Consider the following 13,882-nt stretch of genomic DNA (forward strand, 5'->3'; position numbering starts at 1 on the left):
CATGTCCGCGAAGCGGAGATGGCTGCGCCCCCTGAGTCAGAGGGCGCGCCGAAGGCGCGGGGTGTGGCAGGTAATTGAGCTGGGGCCCAAGGTTTCGCAACTGCAAAACCTTGGGCAAACCCGCAGGGGGCGAAGCCCAGAGGGTTTACTGCAGCAGCGAGCGCAGCATCCAGGCGTACTTTTCGTGGGTCTGCAGACGCTGGGTCAGCAGGTCCACGGTCGGATCGTCGCCGGCATCGTCGGCGGTGCCCAGCACCTTGCGGGCGGTGCGGCAGACCGCTTCATTGCCGCTGACCAGCTGGCGCACCATTTCGCGCCAGTCGGCGCTGTCGCTCAGGCCCGGCTCTTCCGGGATCGAGGTCAGCGCGACGAATTCGCGATACGAGCCCGGCGCGTTGTAGCCCAGAGCACGGATGCGCTCGGCCACTTCGTCCAGCGCCGCCCATTGTTCGGTGTACTGGGTTTCGAACATGGTGTGCAGCGAGTTGAACATCGACCCGGTGACATTCCAGTGGAAGTTGTGGGTCTTCAGATACAGGGTGAAGGCGTCAGCCATGTAGCGGGCCAGACCGTCGGAGATCTGCTTGCGATCGGCGTCCTTGATCCCGATATCGATATGCGGCGCCGAGGCGGCTGCAACCGGCAGGGCATCGTTGACGATGACGGGCTTGTTGGCGTTCTTTTTCTTGGACATGGAAGGGTCCTTCTGAGGGTTGATGTCTGACAGAACAGTTATGGCGTCACAATAGACAGGCTAAAGGATCAAACGTCATTCAATTTTTCACATTTTTCGATCAATGAGCGCTATCGACTCCACCCTTGCCGAGACCTTGCGTGAGCGCCGCCGTGCCGTGGATGGCGCGATGAGCCGCGACCGTGGCCGCCTGCTGGGCCTATGGTCACGCTGGCAGGGCAAGCCGGGCAACCCGCAGGTGCGCGAGGCGTTCGAGCAGGCGCTGGCGGCATCGCAGGCACAACGCCAGGCGCGGGCCGAGCAGCAGCCGGCGATCACGCTGGACCACCAGTTGCCCATCGCGCGCGAGGCCGAGCGCATCATCGCGCTGATCCGCGACCATCAGGTGGTGGTCATCGCCGGCGAAACCGGTTCGGGCAAGACCACCCAGCTGCCCAAGCTGTGCCTGGCAGCCGGGCGCGGAGCCGCCGGGATGATCGGTTGCACCCAACCACGCCGGATCGCCGCGCGTGCAGTGGCCGCGCGCGTGGCCGAGGAACTGAAGACGCCATTGGGCACGACGGTGGGCTTCCAGGTGCGCTTCACCGATCGCGTCAGCGATCAGTCACGCATCAAGTTCATGACCGACGGCATACTGCTGGCAGAAATCGCCAGCGACCGTTGGCTGTCGTCCTACGACACCATCATCGTGGACGAGGCGCACGAGCGCAGCCTCAACATCGATTTCCTGCTCGGCTATCTCAAGCAGTTGCTGCACAAGCGCTCCGATCTGAAGTTGATCGTCACCTCGGCCACCATCGATACCGAGCGCTTTGCACAGCACTTCGACAATGCGCCGGTGATCAGCGTGGAAGGCCGCACCTTCCCGGTCGAGGTGCGTTATCGCCCGCTCGAAGGCGATGCGGGCGAAAGCGAAGACGGCGAACACGGCAGCGGCCGCGACGGTGAGCGCAGTGTCAACGATGCGATCGTGGCGGCCATCGACGAAATCACCCGCATCGACCCGCGCGGTGACGTGTTGATGTTCCTGCCGGGCGAGCGCGAGATTCGCGATGCGCACCAGTCGCTGGAACGGCGCAAATACCGCGAAACCGAAGTGGTGCCGCTGTACGCGCGGCTGTCGGCAGCCGATCAGGACCGCGTATTCAATCCGGGTCCGCGGCGGCGCCTGGTACTGGCCACCAACGTGGCCGAAACCTCGCTGACGGTGCCGCGCATCCGGTATGTGGTGGACCCGGGGCTTGCCCGTGTCAAGCGCTACAGCCCGCGCCAGAAGCTGGACCGTCTGCATATCGAGCCGATCTCGCAGGCCAGCGCCAACCAGCGCATGGGCCGTTGCGGGCGCATTGCCGAGGGCATCTGCTACCGGCTGTATGCCGAAGCGGACTTTGCCGCGCGTCCGGCGTTCACCGATCCGGAAATCCGACGCTCCTCGTTGTCCGGGGTGATCTTGCGCATGCTGCAGTTGGGGCTGGGCAGGATCGAAGATTTCCCGTTCCTGGAGGCCCCCGACGAACGTGCGGTGGCCGATGGCTGGCAACAGCTGCTGGAGCTGGGCGCTATCGACGCGCAGCGGCGTCTAACCGCCACTGGGCGACAGATGGCGCGCCTGCCGGTGGACGTCAAGCTGGCGCGCATGCTGGTGGCCGCGCAGCAACATGGGTGCTTGCGCGAGATGATCATCATCGCCGCATTCCTGGGCATCCAGGATCCGCGCGAGCGCCCGCCGGAAGCGCGCGAGGCCGCCGATAACGCACACGCGTTGTTTGCCGATGCGCGCTCTGAATTCGTTGGCATCCTGCGCTTGTGGGATGCGTACCGGCAGGTGCATGAAGATCTGACCCAGTCCAAGCTGCGCGACTGGTGCAGCCGGCATTTCCTCGGTTTCTTGCGCATGCGCGAGTGGCGCGAGCTGCATCGACAACTGCGCTTGCTGTGCGAAGAACTAGGTTGGAGCGAAGAGCCGGCCAATGTGATGCTGGCGCCGCTGCTGGCCGGTGCCGGCGCGCCGGTCCGCGAGGACGGCCATAACGCCAACCGGCCCACGCGTGGCCAGCTTCACCGTGCTGCGCGACTGGCGCGCGAAGGCAAGCCCGATCCCAACGCAGCGCCTGCAACACCCGCGCCGGCGGCGGCGAACAAGCAGGCCGAGCCCGGCGAAGCGCCGGCGCGCAGCAGCGAGCGCGAACGTGCGGCGGCGTATCAGGCGCTGCATCGCGCACTGTTGGCGGGGCTGCCGACGCAGATCGGCCATCGCACGGAAAAGGGCGACTATCTGGCCGCGCGGCAACGCCGCTTCGTGCCGTTCCCGGGTTCGGCGCTGGCGCGCAAACCGCCGCCGTGGATTTTGGCGGCCACGTTGCTGGACACGCAGAAAGTCTGGGGCATGACCAATGCCGCGATCGAGCCGGACTGGCCCATCGCCGAGCTGCCGCATCTGCTGGCGCGCAAGCATTTCGATGCGCATTGGTCGCGTGCGCAGGGGCAGGTGGTCGCTTCGGAACAGATCAGCCTGTTCGGACTGGTGCTGGCGCCGAAAAAGCCCGTGCATTTCGGCAAGATCGACCCGGCCGCAGCGCATGACCTGTTCGTGTGCCAGGGCCTGGTGACGGGCGAAATCAATACGCGGGCCGCCTTCGTGGCCGACAATCTCAAGGTGCTCGAACAGGCGCGCGAGGAAGAGGCCAAGTTGCGTCGCGCCGGTATCGTCGCCGACGAAGGCTGGCAGGCGCGCTGGTATCTGGATCGCATTCCGGCCGAGTTGCATTCGGCCAGCGGTCTGGATGCGTGGTGGAAGACCTTGCCGCCGGACAAGCGCCGCAGCCTGCATTGGTCGTTGAACGACCTGCTGCCGGGCGAAGGCAGCGAAGCCGATCGCTTTCCGAAGTATTTCCCGCTCGGCGATGCGCGCCTGCCGTTGCATTACCGTTTCGAGCCGGGTGCCGTCGACGACGGCGTGACGCTGGAGGTGCCGCTGCACCTGCTCAATGCGCTGGATCCAGCGCGGCTATCGTGGCTGGCCCCGGGCTTCGTCGCCGACAAGGCGTCTGCGTTGATTCGTAGCCTGCCCAAGGCGCAGCGCCGCAACTACGTGCCGGCACCGGATTTCGGGCGCGCGTTCTACGAGGCTTACAGCGTTGCCTCGGCCGACGATATCCGCGGCGAACTGGCGCGCTTTCTGGCCAAGGCTACCGGGACGCAGGTGACGGCGCTGGATTTCGATGAGCAGGCGCTGGACACGCACCTGCTGATGAACCTGCGCCTGCGCGATGACGAGGGCAAGGTGCTGGCCGAGTCGCGCGATCTGGACGGGCTGCGCGCGCGCTACGGAGAACGTGCCGGGCAGGCGTTTGCCGCACGGGCCGGGCGCGCGCTGGCCGCCGAAGGATTGCGCGATTTTCCCAGCGCGCCGATTCCCGAGCAGGTGGCCGGCGAGGCCGGCGTGCCGGCGTATCCGGCGCTGGTGGATCAGGGCGAAACTGCTGCGCTGCGTATCTTTGCCGACCGCAACGAAGCGATGCGGGCGCATCCGTGCGGCGTGCGTCGGCTGCTGGAAATCGCATTGGCCGACAAGATCAAGCAGGCACGCAAGCAATTGCCGGTGTCGCCCAAGACCGGGCTGCTGTATGCGGCGATCGAATCGCAGGAACGCTTGCGTGGCGATCTGGTCGATGCGGCGCTCAATGCCGTGCTGGCCGATGGCCTGGGCGCCATTCGCGACCCTGGCGCATTTGCGCAGCGCCGCGACGACGCGAGCAAGTGGCTGTTCGGCGAAGCGATGGAGCGCTTGAAGCTGGCCGAAAGCATCCTGGGCGCCGTGGCCGAACTCAAGCCACTGTTGGAAGCGCCGTTGATGGGCTGGGCACGCGGCAATCTGGATGACATGGAGCAGCAACTGCGCGCGCTGGTGCATGCAGGCTTCCTGCGCGACACCCCGGCCGACGCCTTGGCCAATTATCCGCGCTACCTCAGGGCGATGATCCTGCGCACCGAACGCGCAAAGCGCGATCCTGCGCGCGACCAGGCGCGCATGCTCGAGCTCAAACCGTTCGTGGATGCACTGGAAGCCGCCGCCGCGCGCGGTTTGCAAGACCGCCAGGAGTGGCAGGCGCTGCGTTGGGATCTGGAAGAACTGCGCGTGTCGGTCTTTGCGCAGGAGCTGGGTGCAAAATCCGGTGTATCGGCGAAGAAGCTATCGCAACGGGTGGCTGCATTGCGCAGTTGAGGCCTGATGCAAGGCCGTGCATCGGACACAGGCCGCACGCATCTCATACCCCGCGCGGCGTCCGTCTTCGAAGCTGAGGGCTGCTAACAGACGTAGCGAGCAGGCGCCAGGCGGGCGGGACGGCGCACAGGAACCGGCGTGTGCAAGTGGCAGATGCCGATTCTGGGCACCGGCCGCGCCCACCTGGCGGTGAGCGCAGTCGTGTTGCTGGCTGCGCTAGAACTTCAGGTGCAGGCTGGCCATGTAGCGGCGTCCGCTCTTGTAGCGGCCGGCCAGATGGTCCTTGTCGCCCAGATATTGCAGATATTGCTCGTCCAGCAGGTTCTGCGCATCGACCTGCAGCGACCAGTTCGGGCTGAAGGCATAGCCGATGCTGGCGCCGAGTTCGGCGTAATCGTCCACGCTTGCCGGTGCCGCACCGGCCACATAACCGCCGGCCAGATAGCTGTCGCGCCAGTTGTAGGTCAGCCGCGCATTGAGCGGGCCTTTTTCGTAGTAGGGGCTGAAGGCGAGGCTGTTGCGCGACTGGTAGGGCAGGGCATCGCCGGTGTTGTTTTCGCCAGCGGCATAGGTGTAGTTGGCGGTCAGACCGAAGCCGCTGTCGCCGAACGGTTGCTGGAAGGAGATGTTGAAGCCCTTGACCTTGCCATCGCCGGCATTGCGCGGCCGTTGAATGCTGTAGTCGCAATAGCCATCGGCCGTGCAGCCGTTGCTGCCCACCAACTGCGCCCAGCTTTGCGGTGCGGTATCGCGCAATGCGTTGTACTGGCGCTCCACGCTGGCGCTGGTGTCGTTGATGTACAGGCCGCTCAGATTGAACTCCAGCGCCTCGCTGGGCTTGAGCTGCAGGTTGACCACGGCGCTGTCGCGCTCGCGATCCTGCTGGAACCAGGCAGCGTTGATCGAATTGGGCACATCCGTATCGGCAGGCACGCCGCCTGCGGCATTGGCGAAGGTGCTGGCCGGTACGTAGCCGAAGACCTCCATGCCGCGGCGGTCCACGCGTTCTTCGTAATGCTGCGCCGAGACCGCAATGCCGAAGGTCTCGGCCGCGTTCTTCCAGCTGTAGAGCAGTGCCGCGTTGGGCTTGCCCTGGCTGGCCTGGTCGCTGTAGCTGTAGCCGATGGATGCAGCCACTTCATTGACTTTCAGATCCAGTGGCTGCCGCGTATGCATCAGCACCGTGCCACCGAGGCTGCCTTCGGTCAGGCGCGCTTCGGAGGATTTGAGGATTTCCGCACGGCCCAGGATCTGCGGGGCCAGCAGGGTGTAATCGAAACCGCGGCTGGGTTGTTCGCCGTAGAGCCAGATCGCCTGCGCGACCGGATGCCCGTCCAGAAACGACAGATTGAGGCTGGGGTCGGTGCCGTCGATACTCACGCGCTCGCCTTGCCCGAAGCGTCTGTCCAACGTCACGCCGGGAATCTGCGAGAGCGCTTCGGCCACGTTGGTGCTCGGGAATTTGCCGATGTCTTCGGCGGTGATCGCCTCGGAGATGCCGGTGTTGTTGCGTTTGGTGTCGAGCGATTTTTCCAGGCTGGCGCGGATGCCGACCACCTGGACGGCGTCCAGGTCGGTGGCTTGCGTACCAGCGCTGTCCTGGGCTTGCGCAGCGAATGCCAGCGATAGTGCAATGGCGCTGGACAGCAGGGTGGTGCTGTATTTCATGATGTCTCTCCTCATCACGCACAGGGATGGACGGCGGGCTGCCGCTCGCCGGATGCGGGGTCTTGCAGACGCGCGCTCGGGGTAGAACGCGTGGTATCGCTTACGACAGGTCGGTGTGGTGCTGCAGATACCAGTTGGCCGCGCCGAGCACGCCCAGTTGCCCGTGCTCGACCAATTTGACCGGAATGCGTTCGAGCACAGCGCGCATGTTTCCCTTGTCCAGGAAGCGCTCGGCAAAGGCGCTGCCAGCCAGGAACTGGCCGATCGTCGGCAGGAAGCCCCCGGCCAGATAGATGCCACCGGCAGCGCCGTAGGCCAGCGCCATGTCGCCGACCGCGCTCCCCAGCAGGCCGCAAAAAATCTCCAGGCACTCGCGCGCAAGCGCATCGTCTTCGTGCAGCGCTGCGTGCGTCACGGCGGCGGGCAGACGATGACGCGGCGTTGCGCCATGCAGCTCGCACACCGCATCGTAGAGATGCAGTAATCCCGGGCCGGAGAGCACGTGCTCGAGCGGCAAATAGTGCCGGTCACGTAACAGGCCTTGCAGCACGGCATATTCGCGCGGGTGGGTACTGGCTAGCGCGACCTGGCCGGCTTCGGTGGCCAGCACGATCGCGCGTGGCTTGGCATCGATCCACAGTGCTGCACCCAGACCGGTGCCGGGGCCGACCACCAGAATCGGCCCGTTGGCACGCGCATGGCGCGGTGTCGGCCCGCTCAGCTGCAGCACGGCGCGTTGTTCCATCTGCGGCGCTGCGTAGGCCACCGCCTCGAAATCGTTGACCAGGTGCACGTTGCGCACTGCCAGTGCAGCACCGATGCGGCTGGGTGAAATCGCCCATGGCAGGTTGTTGCTGATGAAGCTGCCATCGTCCAACGCCACGCCGGCACTGGCGATGACCACCGCATCGACGCCGCGCCGCTGTTGCAGGAAATCCTCGAGGATGGCCTGGAGACTGGCGTGTTCGGCGCAGCGATAGGTGCGGTAATGCGAAAGCTCGATGGCGGCATCGCGCGCCTGCACCATGTGCCCGACACGCACATGCGTGCCGCCGACATCGGCAGCGATGAAGCTGATGGCAACGGGGACATCGGGCGAGGCAGAGGCGTAAGCGGAACGCGAAATCGCAGCCACATTCAGTCCTTTGGTCCGTCTGACCGGCCGATGCCGTCAGCGAGTAGGGGCCTGTTTAGGAGTTGGTGACAACGATGTCAATGGATCAGCCGGGTTGGATCGATCTTGGTGGCGTGCTCAAGTGCAAAAACGTGCTGTTTGGCGTTGTCTGTGCGGACTTCGTTGCGCAAAGTGGACAAATGCGTCCAACGTGGTGCAGTGGTGAGTGAAGAGCGGACTCGGCAAGCCGGCGCGTGGCGCCCGGCTGCCCACCAGGTGCTTCAGTCGGCTATCGCCCCACCCACCCTGTTTCAAGGACTGCGTCAGCGCAAGGCGCCGGCGCTGGTCACGCCAGGCAGCGTGCTGCAGGCCGCGTTATCGGTGGGCGGTGCCTGGGTGGGGTAACGCTGCTTGCCGAGCACATAAGCCTGGCTGGTGGCAACGAATCCATCCGCGTAAGTGGCTTCCACGAAATACGCGCTCCAGCCGTTCTCCGGAATCTGCACCGGTACCGGTACCGGGACCGTGCTGCCGCCGGCAAGCGCAATCGGCGTGGCGCTGTAGCGTATGCCGCAGGCGTAGCGGAAATCGCGCGCGTGCGGATTATGTGCACTCCACAGCTGCACCTGCGTTGGCCGCTCGGAGGAGCGGAAGCGGATCTGCGGCGCTTGGCCCGTACGCAATACATCGCTCACCTGCGGTAGCGGGCGCTTCTGCTGCAGGCGCGTGATGAACGGCGCCAGGGTATCGACGACGGAGGCGCGAATGTTGTGCGCACTATTGGGCAGGACGCGCAGCGCCTTGCTGCCGGGCAGCGCGTTGTAGAAGAACTGGGTATTGTCCGGCAGAAAGAAGTCGTCGCCGCTGGCGTTGACGATGTACTTGGGCACCGCCAGCCGCGTGCGGTACGGCGTGTGCAAATAGCTCAGCGGATCTTGCAACTGCACCAATCGCGTGAAAGCCGGGGTCTGCAGTTGTGAGGTGATGCCCTGCTTTGCATAGGCGTTGAAGGCAATCGGCCAGTTGCCGCCATAGGTGCGGGACATATGCTCCAGCACCGCCGGCATGTTGAGGATGTCGATCACGAATGGCGCCACCGCCTCTACGCGCTGGTCTGCGATGGTGGCATGCCAGCTGGCCCATCCGCGTTTAGAGGCGCCGGCAAGCACGAAGCGGTGGATTTGCAGCGGGGCCAATTCGCGCTCGGCCAGGCTCATGGTGCGCGCAATCGCGGCCACCATCGGCACGTGCAGCGGCAGTGTCTTGCGCTGCTGCGGCGCTTTGAGAAACAGCGACCAGCTATAGGCCACGCTGTCGTCTTCACGGCGTGGGGTGGCATCGCCCTGGTACCGCAACGCCTGGTTGGGAATGTCGCTGAGCGCGATCACTACCGTGCGGGTGCGTTGCGCCAACGCCGCCAGCGCCTCGGGCGACAACTCGCTGGCCGGCTGCGCCGTACTGCCATCCACCGGATGACGCGTACCGTTGGTTGAGATCAATACTGCGCGCATGGGCAAGGCCTCTTTCGGTACATAGATCGCCACGTCATGCTGCCAGCGCGACGGCGTGACCAGTCCCTCCGGCGACCAGTCCTGCGAGGTCAGCAGGTAGTCGCGCCGCTCGACACCGGCAACGCTGCTGGTGCCAACGCGCGTATAGGTCAACGGTTGTTGTTCGATGGCATCGCGGTAACACACCAAGGCTTGCCCGAAGCCAACTTCCGGTGCATTCGCACAGCGCTCTGCCGGCGACGCGGCAGAAGCGAGTGGATCAGCGGGCGCGATGCCGGAAGACAGTGTCAGTGACGATAGCAGTGCCAGGCTGCAATAGGTCATCGAGCGCATGCGGGTTCTCCAGAGACCGTGCGTGTGGCCAGCGCTTGCCGCGGCCAATCACATGGGACGCGTGGTCAGCAGTCGCGTCAGCGACGGGGTGGGGCGCGCGGGGGGTGTGCAGGAGTGTACGCGTGGTCGCTATCGGTAAGCAGGGCGGCGCGTCTCGCTCCCGGCAATGGGCTGCGTCTGCGCGCGGCGGAGGACGATGATTCGGCGCGCCACGTCAGCTGCGCCTGGAGGGGGCGCATCTGGGTCTGCGCTCTGTCTGTCGGCACCAACGCATGCACTGCTCTGCAGTGAGCGGCATCCAGCGGGCGAAGTGCAGCGGCTGCAGTTGCGATGTCGCGCGCGCAACGCCCAGCGGCGGGATTCGCGTGGCGCATGCCGATGCCAGGCGTGGCGACGTCTTCGGCAGCCGCGCAAGCTTGGCCGATGCGCTATTTGATCCGCCGCACCTTGGCCGGGGTGTTGTAGCCCTCGATCTGCAGATACCACACGCCGACCAGACCCGGCTTGATCTTGACCTTGGGTGCATCCTTGCGCACCCCGGACAGGCTGGCCGTATCGGTTTGTTCCCACTCCTGACCATTCGCCAGCGTGTAGACGCGGCCCTTCGAAAAGCCCTTGAATTCGCCGACCATCGTGCTCTCGATCGGCTCCTTGCTGCCGAAGTCGAAGAAGCCGCGGTTCTTGACGATCACTTCCTGACGGCCGGCTTCCTTGGCCTGTTCGACCACCACTGCGGCCTCCTTGGCGACCTTGCCCTGTAGCCAATCGTTGAGCGCAGCCAGTTCGCTGGCATTGAGCTTGTCCAGGCCGGCGGCCTTGAACTGTTCGGCACTCATCTGCGACTGCAGGTCGCCCTGCACCGCGCGTTGCGCCAGGGCGGGGGCGGTATGCAACGCCAAGGTCAGGCAAACCAGCAAGGGAATGCGGCGCGCGAGCGACATGGAAGCCATCCGAGGAAGAAGAGGGGGGGCTAGTGTAGACGCTGTTGGCGCATGCCGGCGCCGCCTATTCCAGCATGTCTGCAGCGGCTGGTGCTGGGCGTTCGGGGCGGCGGTAGATGAAGGCCGGTGCCGGCGATGCCGACTCCTGCTCGGCGGCTGCGCGCACCTGCGCATGGATGGGCGAACGCTCGCAGACCGGGTCCAGCGTGGCGGCATCGCCGCTGAGCGCCAGTGCCTGACAGCGGCAGCCGCCCCAATCGATCTCGCGCTTGGGGCAGCCCTGGCACACCTCCGGCATCCATGCGGTGCCGCGAAAGCGCACGAACGCCTCGCCGTTGTTCCAGATGTCGGCCAGCGAGCGCTCGCGCAGATTGTCAAAGTGCATGCCTTCGATGGTTTCGGCGGCATGGCAGGGCAGCACATCGCCGCGCGGGGAAATATTGACGAAACGCTGGCCCCAGCCACCCATGCAGGGTTTGGGCTGGCGCGCGTAGTAATCGGGCGTGACGAAATCGATCGCCAGCCGGTCGCCGAGCTGGCGACGTGCGGTTTCCACCGCGTCGATGGTGGCCAGCAGTTGCTCGCGGCTGGGCATCAGCGCAGCGCGGTTGCGCAGACCCCAGCCGTAGTATTGGGTGTGCGCTACTTCGATGCGCTCGGCCTGCCATTCCAGCGCCAGCGCGATCATGCCGGGCACGCGCTCGGCGTTATGGCGGTGCAGTACCGCGTTGATCGTCAGCGGCAGGCCGCGTGCGCGGACCGCAGCGGCGAATTCGCGCTTCTTGGACAAGCTATTGCGGTAGCCGGCGATACGGTCGGCGCCGGCCGGGTCGACGTCCTGCACGCTCAACTGCACATGTTCCAGCCCGGCCGCCTGCAGTTGGTCCAGCATCGGCTCGCCGCCAGCGACGCCGGAGGTGATCAGGTTGCTGTACAGCCCGAGCGCGCGCGCATGTGCGACCAGTTCGGGCAGGTCTTTACGCAGCATCGGTTCGCCGCCGGAAAAATGCGCCTGCAGCACGCCCATGTCGGCGGCCTGCTGCAACAGCGAGCGCCAGCCAGCGGTGTCCATTTCCTCGCGCAGCGCGGCCAGCGCGATCGGGTTGGAGCAATACGGGCACGCCAACGGGCAGCGGTGGGTCAGCTCCAGCAACACCGACAGCGGTGGCGGCGCGATGCTCATAGCCGCAGCAAACGCTTCTGATGCAGCGTATCGGTGAGTTCGATCACGTCCGCTTCGATTTGCGCTGCGTCCGCATCGAATTCTGCAGCCAGCTCTTGCGCGATCTGCGCCAGCGAGCGCGTGCCGTCGTAGCGCTGCGCGACCACCAAGGCGATGTCGTCCAGCTCGACCACGCGCTCGGGCGCGAGCAGCACCCACTGATCGCGTGCGCGGTCTTGTTGCAGGCGCACGCCCGCCCGCAGCGCCGGCTGGCTATGGCGGGTAATGCCGCTCATGCTGCGACCTGGCTGGCGTCGCGGTCCGGCACGAAGGCATCCGGCCAGACGATGCCTGGCGATACGTAGGCCACATGCAGTGCATCCAGCTGCGCCCATAGCACCGAGCACTTGAAATGCAACGCGGCCTTGACCAGCGCCTGTTTTTCGACCGTATCGGCATGCTGCTTGACGTAATCCAGCGCGAAATCCGAATCGCGTGGCGCCTCGGTCAGGCGATGTTCGAAATAGGCCAGCGCTTCGGAAGAGACGAAGTCGTAATGCTTGAGCATGCCGGCCACGCGCTGGCCGATGATGTTGGGCGCGAACAATTCGGTCAGCGACGAGGCGATCGCTTCGAGCAGGCTTTTTTCGCGCACGAAGTGCAGGTACGCCTGTACCGCAAAGCGCGTTCCCGGCAGCAGCGCACGCCCGGACTCCACCAGCGTGCGGTCCAGGCCGAGCGCGTCGGTGAGGTGTAGCCAGCGCGCGATGCCGCCATCGCTGGCGCTATTGCCGTCGTGGTCGAGGATGCGTTGCCGCCAGATCCGCCGCAGCGCCGGATCTTCCATACGCGCCAGGATCGCCGCGTCCTTCAGTGGAATGCAGCGCTGGTACTCGAAGCGATTCAACGCCCAGGCCTGCACCTGGCCTCGGTCGAGCTTGCCATGGTGCAGCAGCGCATGGAACGGATGCTGGTCGTGATACAGGCGCGCGCCGATGGCACGCAGGTCCGCTTCCAGTTGGTCGGGGCTGAGCAGGGCGGTCACAGGGCGATCTCCAGGCCGTCATGCGCAACCTCCCAACCGCTGGCGCGCGCGCTGGCGAACTCGGGCGAGAAGGTGTTGAGCACGGGATTGGTGGTGTTGAGATGGATGAAGATCTTGCGCGCCACGTTCAACGGTGCGAATGCGGCGATGGTGCCGTCGGGGCCATCGATGCTCATATGGCCCATGCGTTGGCCGGTCTTCTGGCTGATGCCCAGCTGCACCATCTCGTCATCGCGCCACAACGTGCCGTCGAAGAACACCAGTTCGGCCCCCTGCAGGCGCGCACGCAAGGCGTCGGTCATCGCAGCGCAGCCGGGAATGTAATGCATGCGGTGGCGGCCATCGTCGATGGTGAGTCCGAGGGTTTCTTCATCGGACCCAGCCAGGTCGCCGCCGCTGCGCGATTCCATGAACAAGGGCACCTTGCCGGGCACCGAAAACGGCGTGAGCGCTAATCCGCACAGCGCCAACGGTGTGTCCAGCGCGAACGGTTGTCGGCTTACGTAGTGCGGATTGACGGCGTCGAAAATCGGATTCTGCGCGAGCAAATCCAGCACGCGGCGGCTGGCATGCAACGAAAACCGCTGGCTTTCGCGCATCGAGAGCAGCCCGGCGATGTGGTCGATCTCGCCGCTGGTCAGCAGCACCGCCTCAACCGGCGAATGCCGCAGCCCTTGCTGCGGCCACAACGCCGGCGTTGCAAGAATTTGTTGGCGGAAATCGGGAGAGGCGTTGATCAGCACCCAGCGCTCGCCGTCGGCGCTGACCGCGACACTGGCCTGGGTACGACGCTGGGCACCGTCTGTCTGCTGCCATGCCCGCAGGCTTGCGGGGGTATGGCAATTCCACTGCGGGTGCCCACCGCCGGCCGCCGATCCCAAAACAATGATGCGCATGGAGAACGGGACCTAATCTGCCGGCAATTGCCGGTCATGCATCAAAAGGAAGGGCGGCAAGTTAAGCGTGAAACGTGCAGGATCAAAACTCGCCGGACACGTAGCAGTTGATTTCGGCGCCACAATTGACTTCACGAACGACAGGCTTCTTCTAGGGAAGGTCTGAACAACGAGACCTGACAGGGCGGAAGGTGGCGTCGTTCCGAAGAGTGGCTTTTGGAACTTCGGAATTTCGCCATTTCTGGCGCTTTCCGCGGGAATTTCCCGGTTCACAGACGCACGCTCCCCATCGC

The 13,882-nt window shown here is 65.2% G+C and carries 11 protein-coding genes and 1 other RNA gene; 1 reads left to right on the plus strand and 11 read right to left on the minus strand.

Going from position 1 to position 13,882, the window contains the following annotated elements:
* Positions 1-145 precede the first annotated feature (145 nt).
* Entirely contained in the window at positions 146-694 is a 549-nt protein-coding gene (locus tag J7367_RS06030; protein WP_017155541.1) for a Dps family protein, read from the minus strand.
* A gap of 103 nt (positions 695-797) precedes the next feature.
* Here J7367_RS06030 and hrpA point away from each other — a divergent pair, with 103 nt between their 5' ends.
* Positions 798-4,919 carry an ATP-dependent RNA helicase HrpA gene (gene hrpA / locus J7367_RS06035; protein WP_057659579.1) on the plus strand — a complete coding sequence of 1,374 codons (4,122 nt, stop codon included), beginning with the start codon at positions 798-800 and terminating at the stop codon, positions 4,917-4,919.
* Between the two features lie 81 nt (positions 4,920-5,000).
* Here hrpA and J7367_RS06040 read toward each other — a convergent pair.
* From J7367_RS06040 to J7367_RS22510, 10 genes are all read right to left on the minus strand, one after another.
* Positions 5,001-5,074: non-coding RNA, sX9 sRNA (locus tag J7367_RS06040), on the minus strand.
* Positions 5,075-5,135: 61 nt separating this feature from the next.
* The gene (locus J7367_RS06045; protein ID WP_057659577.1) at positions 5,136-6,587 is read right to left on the minus strand and encodes a TonB-dependent receptor; all 1,452 of its coding nucleotides are present in this window, start codon (positions 6,585-6,587) and stop codon (positions 5,136-5,138) included.
* A 100-nt stretch (positions 6,588-6,687) separates the two neighbouring features.
* Positions 6,688-7,722 carry a glucokinase family protein gene (locus J7367_RS06050; protein WP_057659574.1) on the minus strand — a complete coding sequence of 345 codons (1,035 nt, stop codon included), beginning with the start codon at positions 7,720-7,722 and terminating at the stop codon, positions 6,688-6,690.
* A gap of 302 nt (positions 7,723-8,024) precedes the next feature.
* A complete protein-coding gene (locus tag J7367_RS06055) occupies positions 8,025-9,545 on the minus strand; it encodes a PhoPQ-activated protein PqaA family protein (RefSeq protein WP_057659572.1) in 1,521 nt (506 codons plus the stop codon).
* A gap of 428 nt (positions 9,546-9,973) precedes the next feature.
* The gene (locus J7367_RS06060) at positions 9,974-10,486 is read right to left on the minus strand and encodes a hypothetical protein (protein ID WP_022558738.1); all 513 of its coding nucleotides are present in this window, start codon (positions 10,484-10,486) and stop codon (positions 9,974-9,976) included.
* A gap of 64 nt (positions 10,487-10,550) precedes the next feature.
* Complete coding sequence (gene pqqE, locus J7367_RS06065) at positions 10,551-11,669, minus strand: pyrroloquinoline quinone biosynthesis protein PqqE (RefSeq protein WP_057659570.1); 1,119 nt, start codon at positions 11,667-11,669, stop codon at positions 10,551-10,553.
* On the minus strand, positions 11,666-11,944 hold the full coding sequence (pqqD, locus tag J7367_RS06070) for a pyrroloquinoline quinone biosynthesis peptide chaperone PqqD (RefSeq protein WP_057659567.1): 279 nt from the start codon (positions 11,942-11,944) through the stop codon (positions 11,666-11,668). Before pqqD ends, pqqE begins: the two co-directional genes overlap by 4 nt.
* Positions 11,941-12,693, minus strand: a complete 753-nt coding sequence (pqqC, locus tag J7367_RS06075) for a pyrroloquinoline-quinone synthase PqqC (RefSeq protein WP_057659565.1) — start codon at positions 12,691-12,693, stop codon at positions 11,941-11,943. The genes pqqD and pqqC overlap by 4 nt, the downstream gene beginning before the upstream one ends.
* A complete protein-coding gene (gene pqqB / locus J7367_RS06080) occupies positions 12,690-13,589 on the minus strand; it encodes a pyrroloquinoline quinone biosynthesis protein PqqB (protein WP_057659563.1) in 900 nt (299 codons plus the stop codon). The genes pqqC and pqqB overlap by 4 nt, the downstream gene beginning before the upstream one ends.
* A gap of 12 nt (positions 13,590-13,601) precedes the next feature.
* A partial coding sequence (locus J7367_RS22510; protein WP_345776720.1) for a hypothetical protein occupies positions 13,602-13,882 on the minus strand: 281 nt, incomplete at its 5' end.

It is taken from the genome of Xanthomonas sp. D-36-1 (genome assembly GCF_017746155.1).
Classification (GTDB): domain Bacteria; phylum Pseudomonadota; class Gammaproteobacteria; order Xanthomonadales; family Xanthomonadaceae; genus Xanthomonas; species Xanthomonas cissicola.

Excerpts from the sequence above, each read along its gene's own strand:
- pqqE (WP_057659570.1), bottom strand. The coding sequence starts at position 11,669 with ATGAGCATCGCGCCGCCACCGCTGTCGGTGTTGCTGGAGCTGACCCAC.
- J7367_RS06030 (WP_017155541.1), bottom strand. The coding sequence starts at position 694 with ATGTCCAAGAAAAAGAACGCCAACAAGCCCGTCATCGTCAACGATGCC.
- hrpA (WP_057659579.1), top strand. The coding sequence starts at position 798 with ATGAGCGCTATCGACTCCACCCTTGCCGAGACCTTGCGTGAGCGCCGC.
- J7367_RS06060 (WP_022558738.1), bottom strand. The coding sequence starts at position 10,486 with ATGTCGCTCGCGCGCCGCATTCCCTTGCTGGTTTGCCTGACCTTGGCG.
- pqqB (WP_057659563.1), bottom strand. The coding sequence starts at position 13,589 with ATGCGCATCATTGTTTTGGGATCGGCGGCCGGCGGTGGGCACCCGCAG.
- pqqD (WP_057659567.1), bottom strand. The coding sequence starts at position 11,944 with ATGAGCGGCATTACCCGCCATAGCCAGCCGGCGCTGCGGGCGGGCGTG.
- J7367_RS06045 (WP_057659577.1), bottom strand. The coding sequence starts at position 6,587 with ATGAAATACAGCACCACCCTGCTGTCCAGCGCCATTGCACTATCGCTG.
- J7367_RS06055 (WP_057659572.1), bottom strand. The coding sequence starts at position 9,545 with ATGCGCTCGATGACCTATTGCAGCCTGGCACTGCTATCGTCACTGACA.